Source organism: Bradyrhizobium sp. 87 (assembly GCF_023073015.1).
GTDB lineage: Bacteria > Pseudomonadota > Alphaproteobacteria > Rhizobiales > Xanthobacteraceae > Bradyrhizobium > Bradyrhizobium canariense_D.
The window spans coordinates 526084-543975 of sequence record NZ_JADPIQ010000048.1; the positions used below are offsets into that span (position 1 = coordinate 526084).

At 64.4% G+C, this 17892-nt stretch carries 14 protein-coding genes; 10 read left to right on the forward strand and 4 right to left on the reverse strand.

Features of this window, described 5'->3' with window-relative positions:
* Positions 1-163: 163 nt before the first annotated feature.
* Entirely contained in the window at positions 164-1840 is a 1677-nt protein-coding gene (locus IVB50_RS12070; protein ID WP_247295995.1) for a PAS domain-containing methyl-accepting chemotaxis protein, read from the forward strand.
* 103 nt (positions 1841-1943) lie between these two features.
* On the opposite strand, the gene mutS is transcribed toward IVB50_RS12070, so the two are convergent.
* Positions 1944-4682 (reverse strand): DNA mismatch repair protein MutS, encoded by a 2739-nt coding sequence (gene mutS, locus IVB50_RS12075; protein ID WP_026233049.1) that lies wholly within the window; start codon positions 4680-4682, stop codon positions 1944-1946.
* A 216-nt stretch (positions 4683-4898) separates the two neighbouring features.
* On the opposite strand from mutS, the gene pcaF reads away from it, so the two are divergent.
* The 6 genes from pcaF to IVB50_RS12105 all read left to right on the forward strand — a co-directional run bounded on the left by pcaF (position 4899) and on the right by IVB50_RS12105 (position 11620).
* Entirely contained in the window at positions 4899-6107 is a 1209-nt protein-coding gene (gene pcaF / locus IVB50_RS12080; RefSeq protein ID WP_018455901.1) for a 3-oxoadipyl-CoA thiolase, read from the forward strand.
* A gap of 192 nt (positions 6108-6299) precedes the next feature.
* A complete protein-coding gene (locus IVB50_RS12085) occupies positions 6300-7193 on the forward strand; it encodes a dioxygenase (RefSeq protein WP_018455902.1) in 894 nt (297 codons plus the stop codon).
* 91 nt (positions 7194-7284) lie between these two features.
* Positions 7285-7986, forward strand: a complete 702-nt coding sequence (pcaH, locus tag IVB50_RS12090; protein WP_018455903.1) for a protocatechuate 3,4-dioxygenase subunit beta — start codon at positions 7285-7287, stop codon at positions 7984-7986.
* On the forward strand, positions 7987-8577 hold the full coding sequence (pcaG, locus tag IVB50_RS12095; RefSeq protein WP_018455904.1) for a protocatechuate 3,4-dioxygenase subunit alpha: 591 nt from the start codon (positions 7987-7989) through the stop codon (positions 8575-8577).
* 208 nt (positions 8578-8785) lie between these two features.
* Positions 8786-10477 (forward strand): methyl-accepting chemotaxis protein, encoded by a 1692-nt coding sequence (locus IVB50_RS12100; RefSeq protein ID WP_018455905.1) that lies wholly within the window; start codon positions 8786-8788, stop codon positions 10475-10477.
* Between the two features lie 48 nt (positions 10478-10525).
* Positions 10526-11620 (forward strand): phosphotransferase, encoded by a 1095-nt coding sequence (locus tag IVB50_RS12105; protein ID WP_018455906.1) that lies wholly within the window; start codon positions 10526-10528, stop codon positions 11618-11620.
* Positions 11621-11658: 38 nt separating this feature from the next.
* Here the strand turns inward: IVB50_RS12105 and IVB50_RS12110 are convergent, their stop codons facing one another.
* From IVB50_RS12110 to IVB50_RS12120, 3 genes are read right to left on the reverse strand one after another with little or no spacing between them, the layout of a single operon-like run.
* Positions 11659-13215, reverse strand: a complete 1557-nt coding sequence (locus tag IVB50_RS12110) for an MDR family MFS transporter (RefSeq protein WP_018455907.1) — start codon at positions 13213-13215, stop codon at positions 11659-11661.
* A gap of 4 nt (positions 13216-13219) precedes the next feature.
* Positions 13220-14395 carry an HlyD family secretion protein gene (locus tag IVB50_RS12115; RefSeq protein ID WP_018455908.1) on the reverse strand — a complete coding sequence of 392 codons (1176 nt, stop codon included), beginning with the start codon at positions 14393-14395 and terminating at the stop codon, positions 13220-13222.
* Positions 14388-14870, reverse strand: coding sequence for a MarR family transcriptional regulator (locus IVB50_RS12120; protein WP_026233050.1), 483 nt, complete (start codon positions 14868-14870; stop codon positions 14388-14390). Before IVB50_RS12120 ends, IVB50_RS12115 begins: the two co-directional genes overlap by 8 nt.
* Positions 14871-15027: 157 nt before the next feature.
* Here IVB50_RS12120 and IVB50_RS12125 point away from each other — a divergent pair, with 157 nt between their 5' ends.
* The 3 genes from IVB50_RS12125 to ispG are packed head-to-tail and all read left to right on the forward strand — an operon-like array spanning position 15028 to position 17807.
* Positions 15028-15522 (forward strand): transcriptional repressor, encoded by a 495-nt coding sequence (locus IVB50_RS12125; RefSeq protein ID WP_018455910.1) that lies wholly within the window; start codon positions 15028-15030, stop codon positions 15520-15522.
* A 35-nt stretch (positions 15523-15557) separates the two neighbouring features.
* Positions 15558-16511 (forward strand): DMT family transporter, encoded by a 954-nt coding sequence (locus IVB50_RS12130; RefSeq protein WP_026233051.1) that lies wholly within the window; start codon positions 15558-15560, stop codon positions 16509-16511.
* Positions 16512-16523: 12 nt separating this feature from the next.
* A complete protein-coding gene (ispG, locus tag IVB50_RS12135) occupies positions 16524-17807 on the forward strand; it encodes a flavodoxin-dependent (E)-4-hydroxy-3-methylbut-2-enyl-diphosphate synthase (RefSeq protein WP_018455912.1) in 1284 nt (427 codons plus the stop codon).
* The last annotated feature ends 85 nt before the right edge of the window (positions 17808-17892 follow it).

Consider the following 17892-nt stretch of genomic DNA (forward strand, 5'->3'; position numbering starts at 1 on the left):
AGCACTTTATTCGATCTTATGGGTACTGAATCATCTTGCGTATCCGCCTTGGTCTTCGCAACGCGAGTTTTACCGGCGGAATTCGATTGGAATTCAGCGCGTGTGCCGCGCCGTCACGTCACCTGATCCCGTCTCGCAATTTAATGATTTTGGAGATTCAATGATGTTTGGCCGCAAGTCCCGCAACGACGCGGATGCTAAGCTCGCCGCCATCGGCCGCTCGCAGGCCATGATCGAGTTTGCCATGGACGGCACGATCCTGAGCGCCAACCAGAATTTCTTGAACGCCCTCGGCTATTCCCTCGACGAAATCAAGGGAAAGAAGCACGCCATGTTCATGCCGGCCGACCAGCGCGACGGCGCCGAGTACAAGGCGTTCTGGGCTGCATTGAACCGCGGCGAGTATCAGGCAAGCGAGTTCAAGCGGATCGCGAAGGGCGGCCGTGAGATCTGGATCGAAGCATCCTACAATCCGGTGCTCGACGGCAACGGCAAGACGGTGATGGTCGCCAAGATTGGGACCGAAATCACCGAGAAGAAGATCCGGAGCATGACGGAGTCTTCGAAGATCGCCGCTATCGGCCGCGCCCAGGCCGTGATCGAGTTCAAGCTCGACGGCACCATCGTCACGGCCAACGAGAATTTCTGCAACGCGCTTGGCTATTCGCTGACCGAGATCCAGGGCAAGCATCACAGCCTCTTCATGCCCCAGGCCGAGCGCGACGGCGCGGCCTATCGCGAGTTCTGGGCCAAGCTCAACCGCGGCGAATACCAGGCTGGCGAGTTCAAGCGCATCGGCAAGGGCGGCCGCGAGGTCTGGATTCTCGCCTCCTACAATCCGCTACTCGATGAGAACGGCAAGCCCTTCGGCGTCGCCAAGTTCGCGACCGACGTCACGGCGGAGAAGCTGAAGAATGCCGTCCTTGCGGGCCAGATCACGGCGATCGAGAAGGCGCAGGCGGTGATCGAGTTCAACATGGACGGCACGATCATCACCGCCAACGCCAATTTCCTCGGCGCCCTCGGCTATTCGCTGGCTGAGATCAAGGGCAAGCACCACAGCATGTTTGTCGAGCCCTCGGAGCGCGATGGCAATGGCTATCGCGAGTTCTGGGCGGCGCTCAACCGCGGCCAGTATCAGGCGGCCGAATACAAGCGCATCGGCAAGGGCGGCAGGGAGGTCTATATCCAGGCCTCCTACAATCCGATCATGGATCTCAACGGCAAGCCGTTCAAGGTCGTGAAATATGCGACCGACGTCACGAAACAGGTGCTGGTCCGCATGGGCAACGAGCGCGTCCGCGGCATGATGGAATCGGTCGCCGCCGGATCGGAAGAGCTGAACGCCTCGGTGCGGGAGATTTCCGAGGCCATGACCAAATCGCGCGAGACGGCGATGAGCGCGGTGGAGCAGGTCGCGTCCGCTGATGCCCAGGCCCAGCGCCTCACTGAAGCGGCGCTGGCGATGAGCGGGATCGTCGAGCTCATCAACAACATCACCGGGCAGATCAACCTCCTGGCACTCAACGCCACCATCGAATCCGCCCGCGCCGGTGAAGCCGGTCGGGGTTTTGCGGTGGTGGCCTCGGAGGTCAAGAGCCTCGCCAACCAAGCCAAGCAGGCCACTGACAAGATCGGCGCTGAGATCGGTAGCCTCAACGGCATCTCTGGAGACGTCGTCACCGCCCTGGCTTCGATCAAGACGGCCATCAGCAACGTCAGCGAATATGTGACGTCGACGGCCGCGGCAATCGAAGAGCAGAGCACGGTGACCAACGAGATGTCGACCAGCATGCAGCGCGCCGCAGCGGAAGTGGCGGCGATCGCGGCGAGGGCGTAGCGTTCAGAAGCATAGGGTGGGTTAGCGAAGCGTAACCCACCACTTCTCGCGCGCTGACAAAGGTGGTGGGTTACGCCTTCGGCTCACCCACCCTGCGGCACCGTCACTGCTTCGGCAGCTTGGCCTTCAACGCATACAGCGCATCGAGCGCTTCGCGTGGCGACATCTCGTCCGGATGCAGCGCCTTCACCGCGTCCATCAGCAGTTCGGCCTCGCTCGGCGGTGTGACTTCTGCGGCGGCGCGCGAGGGCACTGCGAACAGCGGCAGATCGTCAGCAAGCGCGCGCGCGGTCTGGCCGCGGTCCTGGGCTTCCAGCTTCGCCAGTACCGATTTGGCGCGCGTGATCACGGCCGGCGGCAGGCCCGCGAGCTTGGCGACCTGGATTCCGTAAGAGCGATCGGCCGAACCCGGCAACACCTCGTGCAGGAACACGACATTGCCCTGCCATTCCTTCACCCGCACGGTCGCGTTGAACATCCGCGGCAGCTTGGCGGAGAGCGCCGTCAGCTCGTGGTAATGCGTCGCGAACAGCGTGCGGCAGCGGTTGCTCTCGTGCAGGTGCTCGATTGCGGCCCAGGCGATCGAGAGGCCGTCGAAGGTCGCGGTGCCGCGGCCGATTTCATCAAGGATCACGAGCGCGCGCTCGCCGGCCTGGTTGAGGATGGCAGCGGTCTCGACCATCTCGACCATGAAGGTGGAACGGCCGCGGGCGAGATCGTCGGCGGCGCCGACACGCGAGAACAGGCGGTCGATGATGCCGATCCGCGCGCGTGTCGCCGGCACGAAACTTCCGATCTGGGCGAGCAACGCAATCAGCGCGTTCTGGCGCAGGAAGGTCGACTTACCCGCCATGTTCGGACCGGTCAGCAACCAGAGCTGGCCGGATTTTTGCGCAGGGCCCGGCGAGAGATCGCAGGCATTGGCGATGAACGGCTGGCCATTGCGCTTCAAGGCCTGCTCGACCACGGGATGGCGGCCCGCCTCGATCGCAAAGCCGAGAGACGAGTCCACCTCGGGCCGCACATAGTTCTGGTCGATCGCCAGCTTGGCAAGCGACGTCGCGACGTCGAGCAGCGCAAAGGCGTGAGCGGCGGCGCGCAGTTCCTCGCTGATGGCCAAAGCCTTGGCGCAGAGCCGCTCGAAAATCTCGAGCTCGAGCCCGAGTGCGCGGTCGCCGGCATTGGCGATCTTGGCTTCGATCTCCCCGAGCTCGGAGGTGGTGAAGCGGACCTGGCCGGCCAGCGTCTGGCGGTGGATGAAGGTTGCGTTTAGCGGCGCCGACATCAGCTTGTCGCCGTGCTGCGCGGTGACCTCGACGAAATAGCCGAGCACGTTGTTGTGCCGGATCTTGAGCCCCTTCACACCCGTGTTGTCGGCGTAGCGCGCCTGCATCGAGGCCACCACCAGGCGCGAGGCGTCGCGCAGATTTCGCGTTTCGTCCAGCGCAGGCTCATAGCCCTGGCGAACGAACCCGCCGTCGCGCTTGATCAGCGGCAGTTGATCGTCGAGCGCCCTGGCGAATTCCGCCGCGAGCTCGCGCGATGGCTTTTGCAGCGCCGCCATCACGACGGCGATCTCCTGCGGCGGCTGGTCGAGTTCGTCAAGCCGCGTCAGCACCTGGTCGGCGGCGATGATGCCATCGCGCAGGCCGGCGAGGTCACGCGGACCGCCGCGGCCGACGGATATACGGGCCAGCGCCCGCGACATGTCCGGGGCGCCGCGCAGGATGCTGCGGATGTCCTCGCGCGCGGCCGAGTCGGCAACGAAGCTGCCGACGGCATCGAGCCGCCGCGCAATCGCCGCCGCATCGGTCAGCGGCGCGGCAAGCCGCTGCGCCAGCAGGCGCGAGCCGGCCGAGGTCACCGTGCAGTCGATCGCGTCGAGCAGCGAGCCGCGGCGTTCGCCGGCGAGTGTCCGCGTCAGTTCGAGATTGGCGCGGGTGGCGGGATCGATCGCCATGGTCGCGCCCGAGGCTTCGCGCGCGGGCGGCGACAGCGGCGGATGTTTGCCGACCTGGGTGCGGTCAACATAGGTGACGGCGGCGGCGGCGGCAGTGGCTTCCAGCCGCGTGAGCTGGGACAGTCCGTCCATGGTCGCGACGGCAAAATAGTCGCACAGCCGCTTCTCGGCAGTGGCGCCGTCGAAGACGTCGCGGGTCAGCGGCGTCACCGCCGGCAGCTCGCGCAGGGTCTGTCCGAGCTCGCTGTCGTTATAGAGCGCGTCGGTGACGATCACCTCGTTCGGATTGATCCGCGCCAGCGTGGCGGCGAGTTCGCCGCCCGAACATTCCGTCACCGTGAATTCGGCGGTCGAGATGTCGATCCAGGCGAGGCCAAAGCGGTCACCGCCCGCCGATGAGCGCGCGCGCGCGAGCGCCAGCAGGTAATTGTTGGCGCGCGCGTCGAGCAGCGTGTCCTCGGTCAGCGTGCCCGGCGTGACCAGGCGCACCACGCCGCGGCGCACGACGCTCTTGTTGCCGCGTGCTTTCGCCGCCGCGGGATCCTCGGTCTGCTCGCACACCGCGACCCGGTGCCCGGCGGTGATCAGCCGGTGCAAATAGTCCTCGGAGCGCTCGACTGGCACGCCGCACATCGGGATATCGGCGCCTTGATGCTTGCCGCGCTTGGTCAGGACGATGCCGAGTGTCCTGGAGGCGATCTCGGCGTCCTCAAAGAACAGCTCGTAAAAGTCGCCCATCCGGTAGAACAGCAGAAGGCCCTGATGTGCCGCCTTGATTTCAAGGTACTGTTCCATCATCGGCGTGACGCGCGCGGCAGCTTCCGCCTGCGGCGCGGGCGTATCGTCGGGAGGCGGTGCAGGGATCGGTTGTTGCATTGTCATGGGCGGCGCAACCTACAAAATTTCGCCCCGCGCTCCTATCGCTTTGGGCGGAGAGGGGAGGTTTTCCACGTTGTCCGCACCGCGGCATGCGCAACTCGCGTGCACACCCGTCGGAACACGCGCGTATCGGTCAATTGACCTGCCGCGGGCGCCCTCCTAAAACTCCGTCGACATTGAAGAATTTAGGCCGGATCGCGGCATTCAGGGAGAACAACCATGCGTGACGTCTTTATCTGCGATGCCGTGCGGACCCCGATCGGCCGTTTTGGCGGGTCGCTCGCCAAGGTGCGTGCCGACGACCTGGCGGCGGCCCCGATCAAGGCGCTGATGGCCAAGCACCCCAATCTCGATTGGGCACAGGTTGACGAGGTCTTCTTCGGCTGTGCCAACCAGGCCGGCGAGGACAACCGCAACGTGGCACGCATGGCGCTCCTGCTTGCGGGCCTGCCGGATTCCGTTCCAGGCCAGACCCTGAACCGGCTCTGTGCCTCCGGTCTCGATGCGGTCGGTGCGGCCGGCCGCGCTATCCGTTCCGGCGAGATCGAGCTTGCGATTGCCGGCGGCGTCGAATCCATGACGCGCGCGCCCTTCGTGATGGGCAAGGCGCAGGAAGCGTTCTCGCGCTCGGCTGAGATCTTCGACACCACGATCGGCTGGCGCTTCATCAATCCGCTGCTGAAGGCGCAGTATGGCGTCGACGCGATGCCCGAGACCGGCGAGAACGTCGCCGAGGAATTCCAGGTCTCGCGCGCGGATCAGGACGCCTTCGCGATCCGCTCGCAGCAGCGCGCGGGCGCCGCGATTGCGGCCGGCTATTTCGCCGAAGAAATCACCCCGATCACCATTCCCGGCGGCAAGGCCGGCCCTGTCACCGTCGACAAGGACGAGCATCCGCGTCCCGAGACCACGCTGGAAGCCCTGACGAAGCTCAGGCCGATCGTGCGCAATCCCGGCACGGTGACCGCGGGCAACGCCTCCGGCGTCAATGACGGCGCCGCCGCGATGATCCTGGCGTCCGAGGCTGCGGTGAAGAAGCACGGCCTGACGCCGCGCGCGCGCATCCTCGGCCTCGCCTCCGCCGGCGTGCCGCCGCGCATCATGGGCATCGGCCCGGTGCCGGCCACCCGCAAGCTGATGGAACGTCTCGGCAAGAAAATCGGCGATTTCGACCTGATCGAGCTCAACGAAGCCTTTGCCTCGCAGGGTATCGCCTGCATGCGCCAGCTCGGCGTTGCCGACGATGCCGATTTCGTCAATCCGCATGGCGGCGCGATTGCGCTCGGTCATCCCCTCGGCATGAGTGGCGCGCGCCTCGCGCTCACCGCGGTGCACGGCATGGAGAAGCGCGGCGGCAAGCTCGCGCTCGCCACCATGTGCGTCGGCGTTGGCCAGGGCGTTGCGGTCGCCATCGAGAAGCTGAACTGACGGGACGCGCAGCGTGCCGTCATCCCGGAGCCGGGTGCCCCAGACTCGTCATGCCCGGGCTTGTCCCGCCTGCGAGGCCGAAGCCTCTTCGGCGAGGCGAAGGCCCGGGCATCCACGTTCTTGGTGCCGCGAGAAGAAGGTCGTGGATGGCCGGGACAAGCCCGGCCATGACGCAAGGTGAGGGAGCATCCCATGATCATCGCGCGCGAGCAGGACGTCACGGCCGCGGCCTTGGCGGTGATGGAGCAGACATCCGATCCACGGCTACGCCAGATCATGGTCTCCCTGGTCAAGCATCTGCACGGTTTTGTTCGCGACGTTCGCCTGACCGAGAAGGAATTCCGCGACGCCACGGCTGTTATCGCCGAACTCGGCAAGCTCTCGACCGACACGCATAATGAGGTCGTGCTGATGGCAGGCTCGCTCGGCGTCTCGCCGCTGGTGTGCCTGCTGAATAATGGCGATGAGGGCAACACGGAGACCGACCAGTCGCTGCTCGGACCATTCTGGCGGCTGAACTCGCCGCGGGTGGAAAATGGCGGATCGATCGTCCGCTCCGAGACCCCAGGCGCGCCGCTGTTCGTCAACGGCCGCGTCGTGGACAAGGACGGCCGTCCCGTCGCCGGCGCCGAGGTCGACGTCTGGCACGCGTCGCCGGTTGGTCTCTATGAAAACCAGGACCCCGAGCAGGCCGACATGAACCTGCGCGGCAAGTTTACGACCGACCAGGACGGAGCCTTCTCGTTCCGCTCCGTGATGATGGTCGGCTATCCCATTCCGACCGACGGCGTGGTCGGCCGCCTCCTGGAGGCGCAGAAGCGGCATCCCTATCGTCCCGCGCACCTGCACGCGTTGGTCTTCAAGCCCGGATTCAAGGTGCTGATCTCGCAGGTCTACGACCCCGCCGACCCGCATATCGATAGTGACGTGCAGTTCGGCGTGACCAAAGCGCTGATGGGCAAGTTCCTGCGCCATGACACGCCACATCCGACCGAGCGCGACGTCGCGACGCCCTGGTATTCGCTGGACCATGTCTATCGGCTCGAAGCCGGCGAGGCCGTCCTGCCGCGTCCGCCGATCAAATAGGGCTCAAAGCCGCTTCCCCCAATTAGTTATATCCTATAATGATTGGCGGAAGCGTTGACCGGTCGGAAAAGGGCCGGGGAGGAGTTCGCCAATGACATTCATCTATCCCGTCGACAGCAACACGGCGCATCCGCTGCCGCTGTCGCCCGAGTACAAAAGCTCGGTCAAGCGTGCGCCGAACAAACCCTTGATCCCGATGCGCCATACGCTGTCGGAGCTGACCGGCCCGGTCTACGGCCACGAGACCGTTCGCGAGGGCGACAATGATCTCACCACCCAACACACCGGCGAGCCGCTCGGGGAACGCATTATTGTGCACGGCCATGTGCGCGACGAGGACGGCCGCGGCGTGCCGAACTCGCTGGTCGAGATCTGGCAGGCCAATTCCTGCGGCCGTTACGTTCACGTCCGCGACCAGCATCCGGCTCCGCTCGATCCGAACTTTACGGGCGCCGGCCGCACCGTGAGCGACGTCTCCGGTTACTACCGCTTTGTCACCATCAAGCCTGGCGCCTATCCCTGGGGCAACCATCATAACGCCTGGCGTCCCGCACACATCCATCTCTCTGTGTTCGGCCATTCCTTCGTCACGCGTCTCGTGACGCAGATGTACTTCCCGGCCGATCCGCTGTTCCCGTTCGATCCGATCTTCAATTCGGTGCCGGACGAGAAGGCGCGGGCGCGGATGGTGTCGTCATTTGATCTCGAGAACACCCAGCCCGAATGGGCGCTGTGTTACCGCTTTGACATCGTGCTGCGCGGCAAGAACGCCACCCCTATGGAGAACCATTAAGTGCAGGACAATGGGATCACGCCGTCGCAGACCGTCGGCCCGTTCTTCAAATACGGCCTGACGCCGACCGGCGAGTATGCCTGGAATGATGCGTTCACCAACTCGACGCTGACGCCCGACGTCACCGGCGATCGCGTCCGGATCGAGGGCCGCGTGTTCGACGGCGACGGAGTCGTTGTGCCCGATGCCATGCTGGAGATCTGGCAGGCCGACGCGCAGGGGCGCTTCGCGGATCCGCAGGACAAGCGCGCGCTGCCGAATGCGAGCTTCCGCGGCTTTGCCCGTTGCGGCACCGACAAGGACGGCAATTATTCCTTTGAAACCATCAAGCCGGGCGTGGTGCCCGATCCCGACGGCAAGCCGCAGGCACCGCATGTCCTGCTTGCGGTGTTTGGTCGCGGCATGCTGCGGCATCTCTATACCCGCATCTATTTCAGTGACGAGGCCGGCAATGCCGCCGATCCCGTGCTGGCGGTGGTGCCTGCCGACCGTCGCGCCACGCTGACGGCCGTGCGCGAGGCCGGCAAGCCGGTGTACCGGCTCGACCTGCGGCTCCAGGGCGACAACGAAACGGTATTTTTCGACGTGTGACCCCCAGCGCCGTCCCGGACAGGCGGAGCGCCGATCCGGGACGACAGCGGAGGACGGGCCCAAGCTTCGCTGCCCGAAACTGTTGACCTGACGCCATTTCCCGTATTTTTCCGGAGTTCGCGCGATGCAATTTCCGCGCGATGCAATCCCGTGTTTACCGTAATCCTTTAGGGTCCGTGGGATTCAGCGCGGCCCATTGGATTTTTCCATGAAAATTCGTCTTTCGCTTTCTTCCGCAATCATTGCTTTCGGCATCGTTCTGGCCATCGGCTTTACCGCCGTGGTCTCGACCAGCCTCTACGCCTTGAAAGAGCTCAAGGTCGGCGGTCCGCTCTATTCTGATATCAAGCTCGGAAACGATCTCATCGCCGACATCCTGCCGCCGCCGGAATATGTGATCGAGGCCTACCTCGAGGCCACGCTCGCCATGCGCGAGCCCGACCAGCTGGCGGCCCATGCCGAACGCCTGGCCCAGCTCCGCAAGGATTACGACGAGCGCAAGGCATTCTGGGTCACCTCCAGCCTCTCGGCCGACCTGAAGACGACCCTGGTGTCGAAATCCGACGCCGAGGTGCAGAAGTTCTGGAAGCTGTTGTCCGACCAGCTCCTCCCCGCCCTCAAGGCCAAGGATACGGCCGTCTCCGAGCGGGCCTACGCGCAGCTCAAGGAGGCCTATACCGCGCATCGCGCCGTCATCGACAGCATCGTCGAGAGCGCCAACAAGCAGAATGCCGACATGGAGAAGCTGGCCGCGGACCGCGACAGCTCGATGCTTTACATCCTCCTCGGCGTCTCCGCCGCCGTCCTCGCCTTCATTGCGGCGGGCCTGCTCGGCGTCGCCTTCGGCGTGATGCGCCCGATCGTGCGCATGACCAGCGCGATGCAAAAGCTCGCGACCGGCGATCTCGCCGCCGACATTCCTTTCGCGCACCGGCAGGACGAGGTCGGCTCGATGGCGGGTGCGCTCTTGGTGTTCAAGCAGTCCGCGGTCGAGAATTTCCGCCTGCGCGAGGAGCAGTTGCAGAAGGAGCAGGAGGCGGCGCTCGCCAAGCGTGAGGCCCTGCATCAGATGGCCGAAACCGTCGAGCGCGAGACCGGCCGCTCGGTCGACACCGCGAGCGCGGCGACGCAAGGCGTGGAGCGTGCCGCCTCCAGTCTGTCCGAGATCGCAAGGTCGCTCTCGACACAATCGCAGGCGGTCGCAGCCGCCTCCACCCAGGCCCTCGGCAGCTCGCAGACCGTCTCGGCCGCAGCTGAAGAACTCAGTGCTTCGATCCGCGAGATCGCAACCCAGGTCGCGCGGACCAGCACGGTTACAAAATCGGCGGTCGCCGGTCGGGAACAGGCGCGCTCGACCATCCAGACGCTGGCTGGATCGGTGAAGAAGATCGCCGAGGTCTCCGACCTCATCGGCGGCATCGCCGGCCAGACCAATCTGCTGGCACTCAACGCCACGATCGAGGCGGCGCGCGCCGGGGAGGCCGGCCGTGGCTTCGCGGTGGTCGCCGCCGAAGTGAAATCCCTCTCCGACCAGACCGCCAAATCCACCGAGGAGATCGCGCGGCTGATCGCCGAGATCCAGGCCTCGACGCAAGCCGCCGTCGACGCCGTCGAAACCATGGGAGGCCACATCGTCGAGATCGACGGCGTCGCCACCTCGGTTGCCGCCGCGATGGAAGAGCAGGACGCCGCGACCCGCGAGATCACGCGGTCGATTTCCGAATCGACTTCCGCGGCGAAGGAGGTCTCGGCCAAGATCGGTGATGTCAGCCGCGACGCCGCCTCCGTGAACGAGCGCGCCGCGGAGGTCAGGCAGGCGATCGCCGGCATGGCGGCCAATCTCGAGCAGCTTCGGTCGGTCGTGGTCCGGACGGTGCGCGACTCCACAGCGGCGGCCTGAGCCCGGCGCGATGCCTATTGCTGGTGCCGGGGGGTGTGATTGTGCAGTATGGTCCGGGACGAGGGCATCGTGGCGTCCATGACACCTCCACAACTGCCGGCGGTCGTTGAGCGGGCTCGACTGACCGCTGCGCTACGCAGGGGCGGCGTGCTGGATGCGGGCGCCGTGCGCGAGGTGAAGGTGCTGCACCAATACCCCGCCATGGTGTCGCACGTTATCCGACTTGGGCTGCGCTATGTCGGGGAAGCAGCCGGGTCCCCGCACTCTGTCATCCTGAAGATCCCGAATCCGGCCTACGCCAAGTCGCTGGCAAATTCTGGTCGGCAGGAAGTGGCCTTCTACACCCGCCTTGCGCCAAATATGCCGTCGCACATCGTGCCGCGCTGCTACGATGGGCATTTCGACGAGGAGAGCCAGGACTGGCATCTGCTGCTCGAAGATCTCACCGACAGCCATGACGTTGCAGCTGACTGGCCATTGCCGCCCTCACGCGATCAGGCGATGGCGATCGTAACGGCGCTCGCCCGCTGGCATGCATCTTGGTGGGACCATGCGGGTCTCGGCGACACCATCGGCACCTGGATGAGCCTTGATGATACGGCGAGTCTGATAGAGACATTCGCCGGCCATTACGACCGCTTCGCCGATTTGCTTGGTGATCGCCTCAGTGAGGAGCGGCGGACCCTGTATCGGCGCTTCATCGACAAGGCCGAGCAACTGTTGCAACGCTACCATTCGCATCGCCATGTGACCATCGCTCACGGCGATGCCCATACCTGGAATTTCCTGCTGCCACGCGCGGGCATCGCTGACGCTGTGCGCATTTTCGATTTCGATCATTGGCGCATCAACGTTCCTACCCACGACCTTGCCTATATGATGGCGACGCAATGGTATCCAGAGCGCCGGCAGGCGCTCGAACGCCCGCTGCTCAATCGCTATCACGAGATGCTGATGGCGCACGGTGTCAGCGGCTATACGCGCGGCGCGCTCGACCAGGACTATCGGCGGTCGGTGCTGTGGCACATCACCAAGCCAGTCTGGCAGTGGAGCATCAACATCCCACCGGTGATCTGGTGGAATAATCTGGAGCGGGTGATGATGGCGGTCGAGGATCTGGGCTGCGAGGAGATTTTGGGGTAGAGGCGCGCAACATCATCGGTGTCGTCCCGGCGAAGGCATCACTCCATCACCGCATGTTCCGGCCCCGCCGCCTGCTTGCGCAGGGTGGCCTTGGTCGAGCCGATCAGCAGGGCGAGCGGGATGGTGCAGAGGATGAAGAACATCACCAGCTCGTAGTCGTGCGCGAAGGCGATGATCTGCGCCTGCACGCTGACCATGCGATCGGCCATGGCGCGACCGGCGTCGGTGGAGAGATTGATCATGCCGCTGACGCTGGGCATCTGGAGCGCATGGTTGAACGGGTTGATGTGTTCGGACAGGATCGCGTAGGTCCGCCGCGTGCCTTGTGTCAGCTGGGCGATGACGACGGAAATGCCCACCGAGCTCGCGACGTTGCGCATCAGGGTCAACATCGCGGTGCCGTCGGTGCGCAGCTCATTCGACAAGGTCAGGAATGCCACCGTCGAAAGCGGCACGAAGACGAGGCCGAAGCCGAAGCCCTGGATCACGCTGACGGTCACGATCTCCGGCACCTGGGTCAAATCGGTCCAGCCGGTCATCTGGAACAGCGAGCCCGCGGTCAGCGTCAGGCCGGTGATGATCAGTGTGCGGGCTTCGATGTAACGCATCATGCGGCCGACCAGCATCATGGCGAAGAAGGTGCCGAAGCCGCGGCTCGCCAGCAGCAGGCCCGCGGTGATGATGGGATAGCCGATCACGTTCTGCATATAGGGGGAGGCCAGCGCCATGGTCGAGAACAGCACGAGGCCCATCACGACCATGAACACGCAGCCGGTGACGAAATTGCGGTCCTTGAAGAGCCCGAAGCGGATGAACGGTGTCGAGGTCGTGAAGGAATGCGCGATGAAGAAGTAGAAGGCGACGGCCGAGACGATGAACTCCGCAAGGATCTCACCCGATTCGAGCCAGCCCAATTGCTCGCCGCGGTCGAGCGCGAGCTGAAGCGACCCGATCGCGACCGCCAGCGCCGCGAAGCCGAACCAGTCGAACTTGAGACTGAGATCCTTCCGGGTCTCGTCCATGAAGATGATCAGCCCGATCACGGTGATGGCGCCGAACGGCAAATTGACGAAGAACACCCAGTGCCAGGAATAAGTCTCGGTCAGCCAGGCGCCGAGCGAGGGACCCATGATCGGCCCCATCATTACGCCCATGCCCCAGATCGACATCGCCTTGGCGCGTTCCTGGAGCGTGTAATAGTCGAGCATCACCGATTGCGACAACGGCACCAGGGCCGCGCCGAACACGCCCTGCAGCAGGCGGAAAATCACCATCTGGTTGATGTCCTGCGCAAGCCCGCACAGCACCGATGCCATGGTGAAGCCGGCCGAGCAGATGATGAAGATGCGCTTGCGGCCGAAGCGGTTGGCGATCCAGCCCACCGGTGCCGTCATGATCGCGGCGGCGACGATGTAGGAGGTCAGCACCCAGTTGATCTGGTCCTGCGAAGCCGACAGCGTGCCCTGCATGTAGGGCAGGGCGACGTTGGCGATGGTGGTGTCCAGCGCCTGCATGATGGTTGCCGTCATGGCGCAGATCGTCACCATGTTCCGGCGCAGGCCGGGGACCATAAGGGCGGGATTGGACTCCGCCATAGGATTAGTCCTTGTCCTGATCTTTGTCTTGGCTCGCGGTCGCCGACAGGCCGAGCAGACCGGCGAGCGAGCGCTGGTGGCCGGTGTCGATGGTGGCGTAAACGCTCATGCCGGCCTTCAGCTTGCGTACGTATTTGTCGGTCTCGTCGAAATAGATGCGGATCGGCACGCGCTGCACCACCTTGACGAAATTGCCGCTGGCGTTCTGCGGCGGCAGGATCGCGAATTGCGCGCCGGTGCCGGGCGAGAGCGAGCCGATCTTGCCCTTGAAGGTATGGTTCGGGAACGCGTCGACCTCGAGCGTGACCGGCTGTCCTTCGGTGACGTAGGTGAGGTCGCTCTCCTTCGGATTGGCGTCGACCCAGGGGTGGGCCACGTCGATGATGGAGAACACCGGCGTGCCGGCGGCGACGTAGCGGCCGAGCTGGATCTGTTCGACCTGTGTTGCCACGCCATCCATCGGCGCGCGCAGCACGGTGTGGTCGAGGTTGCGCTGGGCATCGTCCAGCTTGGCTTTCGCTTGCGCGTAGGCGGGGAATTGCTCCAGCGGCAACTCGGGATTCCCCAGCAATTGGGTCTTGGCATTGGAGAGTTGCTGCTTGATGTATTGCGCCTGCGCGCCGGCGGTAACCAGTGCATTGGACGCGTTGTCGAGATCGAGCTGCGAGCCGTAATTGTTCTTCACCAGCGACTGCTTGCGTTCGACGTCGCGCTGCTTCAGGTCCATGCCCTGCTGGGCAAGATTGAGCATGTCACCGTAGATCTTGATGTTGGCAACAAGATTGTCATAGGTGATGCGGGCTTGGGCGAGTTGCGCTTTGGCTTCTTCCAACGCATGACGGAACGGAGCGGGGTCGATCTCGAACAACTCGTCGCCGTGCTTGACGACCTGACCTTCCTTGACGACGACCTTCTGGATTTTGCCGGAGATATCAGGGGTCACCAGCACTTTCTGCGCGCCGACATAGGCGTCATCAGTGCCGACGTAACGGCCGCCATTGAGATAGAAGGTGAAGCCGGCAACCGCGACGACGAGCGGCAGCACAACCAGGAGCAGCACGCGGCGATAGCGGCGCAGGCCCGCCACCAGGCGGCGGCGCGGATCGGTGCCGGCTTTCTTGGTGGGCTTGCCGCCGTCGATTTTCTGCTCGGGCTGGAACTTGAGAACCTGATCAGCCATAGCGTTGCTCCTTACGCGCTTGTTCCGCTCCGCTGCTCTGGATCGCGGACCGCACGTTTTCCTTGATCGTTTCGAGTTGGGTGAGGAGGCGATGGGCGTCCGCCGGAGTGATGCCGTCGAGCGCGTTGGCCGTGAGCTCGGACTTCAGCCCGCTCATCCGCCCGAGCAACTGCCGCCCGGCCTTCTTCAGGTACAGCCGCTTGACGCGGCGATCCGAAGGATCGTTGCGTCGCTCGATCCAGTCGCTGTCACAGAGTTTGTCGATCAGGCGCGTCAGCGTGATCGGCTGCACCTCGAGAAGCTCGGCGAGTTCCGACTGCTTCATGCCTTCGCTGCGCTCGACCTTGGCCAGCACCGCCCATTGCGCGCGGGTGATGCCGAAGCGCGAGGCTTCCTTGTCGGCATAGACCCGGAGCAGGCGATAGAGCTCGGCGAGCGTAAACAGGAAGTTCTGGTCCACGGGCCCTGGGCTCATGAGCTTGGTCTCCAATAAGCTTGCAATATAATAAGCAAGCTTATGATTATTTCATGGCGGGTTTGCGGGACGCTGTCCCGCAGGCCGAGCATGGCTGCTGGCCGCATCGCCGGTCCTGCTTTGGGTTCCCCTTTCGAAATGCTAGAACGCCGGTCGCATGACCCTCGCAAAACCGGCATTTCCCGCGCCCGATCACGATCACGGCCGCTGCACCGCGGATGCGCTGGCGCATGCCGAGGCCGTTTGCGGAGAGCGCGCGCAGAAATTCACGCCTATACGCCGCCATGTATTGGGGGCGCTGCTCTCGAGCCACCGGCCGCTCGGCGCCTATGAGGTCATCGACGAACTGGCGAAGTCGATGTCGCGGCCGGCGCCGATCACGGTCTATCGTGCTCTCGATTTCCTGATGGCCAACGGCCTCGTGCACCGGATCGAAAGCCGCAACGCCTATCTCGCCTGCGCCGCTCACGACCACGACGCGATCTCGGCGGTGACGTTCCTGATCTGCGAGCGCTGCGGCCTGGTCGGTGAGATTCCGTCGGCATCCTTCGCCAAGGACCTCAACGCCGCCGCGCGCAGCTCAGGCTTCGCTCCCAAATTGTCGGTGGTGGAAATCACGGGCGTTTGTGCGCATTGTCAGAAAGCCGCATAGAGCAACAACGGCGCAAAGCCGGTTTTTAGGAAGAAATGTCCTCACCTCAAGCCATACCGTCCGCCGGTCGTCCCCTCAGTGCCGGCGCCATCGCCCTGATGCTCATGCTGTGCCTGACCTGGGGGTTCAACCAGATCGCCGTGAAGCTGGTGCTGCCGGACATTCCGCCGATGCTTCAGGCCACGTTCCGCTCGATGGGCGCGCTGCCGGTGCTGTTCATCATCGGCAGCTTGCGCGGCGTTAAATTCTTCGAGCGCGACGGCACCTGGAAGCCCGGCGTCATCGCCGGACTGATGTTCGGCATCGAGTTCGTGCTGATCTTCCAGGGCCTGCGGTTCACACCAGCATCGCGGGCGGTCGTGTTCCTCTACACCGCGCCGTTCTTCGTCGCGCTCGGCTCCTACCAGGTGCTCGGCGAGCGACTTGGCGGGACGCAATGGCTGGGGCTCGCCATCAGCTTTGCCGGTGTCGCGCTCGCGATCGGCGTGCCGCAGCCCAACGTCGATTCGCATGTCCTGCTCGGCGATCTCATGATCGTCGGCGGCGCCGCGCTGTGGGCGGCGACCACGCTAGTTGCCAAGGGCACGCGGCTGCGCTTCGCGGCGCCCGAGAAGGCTCTGGGCTATCAGGTCGCGACCTCGATCCCGATCCTGGGGCTGGCCGCCTGGCTGTTCGGGGAGACCATCCCCCACACGCCGTCGCCGCTGTCGCTGGGCCTGATGGCCTTCCAGGCGATCTGGGTCGTGGGAACCACGTTCACGCTTTGGTTCGCGCTGGTGAAGACCTATTCGGCCAGCAAATTGTCGGCTTTTACCTTCATCACCCCTTTGTTTGGCGTGGTGGGTAGCTATTTCATCATGCACGACACGCTGAACCTGACATTCGGGGCTGCCGCCCTCCTTGTCATTGCTGGGCTTTTTCTGGTTAACCGTCCCAGTCAATCCGCTGCGGCGCCGCGCGATGCATTGCTGAACGTCACCAAAACCTGATATTTGGACGCCATGAACAAGCTCGAAAAAACCATCGATTCCGACGTCGCGGGCCCCGCGCCCCGGCACAAGACCACCCAGGTCAAGGTCGGCGACGTTGCCGTCGGCGGCGGTGCCCCGATCGTCGTGCAGTCAATGACCAACACCGACACCGCCGATATCGACGGCACCATTGCCCAGGTCGCAGCGCTCGCCCGCGCGGGCTCCGAAATGGTCCGCATCACCGTGGACCGCGAGGAGGCCGCCGCTGCCGTCCCGCACATCCGCGACGGCCTGCTCAAGCGCGGCATCACCACGCCGCTGATCGGCGACTTTCACTATATCGGCCACAAGCTGCTCGCCGCCTATCCGGCCTGCGCCGAGGCGCTCGCCAAATATCGCATCAATCCCGGCAATGTCGGCTTCAAGGACAAGCGCGACACCCAGTTCGCCGACATCATCGAGATCGCCAACAAGAACAACAAGCCGGTGCGCATCGGCGCCAATTGGGGCTCGCTCGACCAGGAGCTCTTGACCAAGCTGATGGACGAGAACGCCGCCTCCCCCGATCCGCGCGACGTGCGCGCGGTGACGCGCGAGGCCATGGTGCAATCCGCGCTGCTCTCGGCCGCGCGCGCCGAGGAACTCGGCATGCCGAAGAATCGCATCATCCTCTCGGCCAAAGTCTCGGCCGTGCAGGATCTGATCGCGGTCTATCAGGATCTCGCCAGCCGTTCCGACTACGCGATCCATCTCGGCCTGACCGAGGCCGGCATGGGCACCAAGGGCATCGTGGCGTCCTCGGCCGCGCTCGGCATCCTGTTGCAGCAGGGCATCGGCGACACCATCCGCATCTCGCTGACGCCGGAGCCCGGCGGCGACCGCACCCGCGAGGTGCAGGTCGGCCAGGAGCTCTTGCAGACCATGGGTTTCCGCACATTCGTGCCGCTGGTTGCGGCGTGCCCCGGCTGTGGCCGCACCACCTCGACCACATTCCAGGAACTGGCCAGCTCGATCCAAGGTTTCATCCGCGACGAGATGCCGACCTGGAAGACGAAATATCCCGGCGTGGAAGAGCTCAACGTCGCGGTGATGGGCTGCATCGTCAACGGCCCCGGCGAATCCAAGCACGCCAATATCGGCATCTCGCTGCCGGGCACGGGCGAGGCGCCGGCTGCCCCGGTGTTCGTCGACGGCAAGAAGTTCCGCACCCTGCGCGGCCCGACCATCTCCGCCGACTTCAAAGCACTCGTGATCGACTACATCGAGCAGCGCTACGGCCAGGGCGCCAAGGTGCCGGTGACCGCGGCGGAATAGTTCTGCTCCAGATCAGGAATCGTAGGGCGGGTTAGCGAAAGCGTAACCCGCCTTATTTTTGCAGGCGCGAAGTGGCGGGTTACGC

What these genes read in the sequence shown, in the direction of transcription:
- IVB50_RS12070 (WP_247295995.1), top strand. Translation starts at nt 164, where the DNA reads ATGTTTGGCCGCAAGTCCCGCAACGACGCGGATGCTAAGCTCGCCGCC.
- mutS (WP_026233049.1), bottom strand. Translation starts at nt 4,682, where the DNA reads ATGACAATGCAACAACCGATCCCTGCACCGCCTCCCGACGATACGCCC.
- pcaF (WP_018455901.1), top strand. Translation starts at nt 4,899, where the DNA reads ATGCGTGACGTCTTTATCTGCGATGCCGTGCGGACCCCGATCGGCCGT.
- IVB50_RS12085 (WP_018455902.1), top strand. Translation starts at nt 6,300, where the DNA reads ATGATCATCGCGCGCGAGCAGGACGTCACGGCCGCGGCCTTGGCGGTG.
- pcaH (WP_018455903.1), top strand. Translation starts at nt 7,285, where the DNA reads ATGACATTCATCTATCCCGTCGACAGCAACACGGCGCATCCGCTGCCG.
- IVB50_RS12100 (WP_018455905.1), top strand. Translation starts at nt 8,786, where the DNA reads ATGAAAATTCGTCTTTCGCTTTCTTCCGCAATCATTGCTTTCGGCATC.
- IVB50_RS12105 (WP_018455906.1), top strand. Translation starts at nt 10,526, where the DNA reads ATGGTCCGGGACGAGGGCATCGTGGCGTCCATGACACCTCCACAACTG.
- IVB50_RS12110 (WP_018455907.1), bottom strand. Translation starts at nt 13,215, where the DNA reads ATGGCGGAGTCCAATCCCGCCCTTATGGTCCCCGGCCTGCGCCGGAAC.
- IVB50_RS12115 (WP_018455908.1), bottom strand. Translation starts at nt 14,395, where the DNA reads ATGGCTGATCAGGTTCTCAAGTTCCAGCCCGAGCAGAAAATCGACGGC.
- IVB50_RS12120 (WP_026233050.1), bottom strand. Translation starts at nt 14,870, where the DNA reads ATGAGCCCAGGGCCCGTGGACCAGAACTTCCTGTTTACGCTCGCCGAG.
- IVB50_RS12125 (WP_018455910.1), top strand. Translation starts at nt 15,028, where the DNA reads ATGACCCTCGCAAAACCGGCATTTCCCGCGCCCGATCACGATCACGGC.
- IVB50_RS12130 (WP_026233051.1), top strand. Translation starts at nt 15,558, where the DNA reads ATGTCCTCACCTCAAGCCATACCGTCCGCCGGTCGTCCCCTCAGTGCC.
- ispG (WP_018455912.1), top strand. Translation starts at nt 16,524, where the DNA reads ATGAACAAGCTCGAAAAAACCATCGATTCCGACGTCGCGGGCCCCGCG.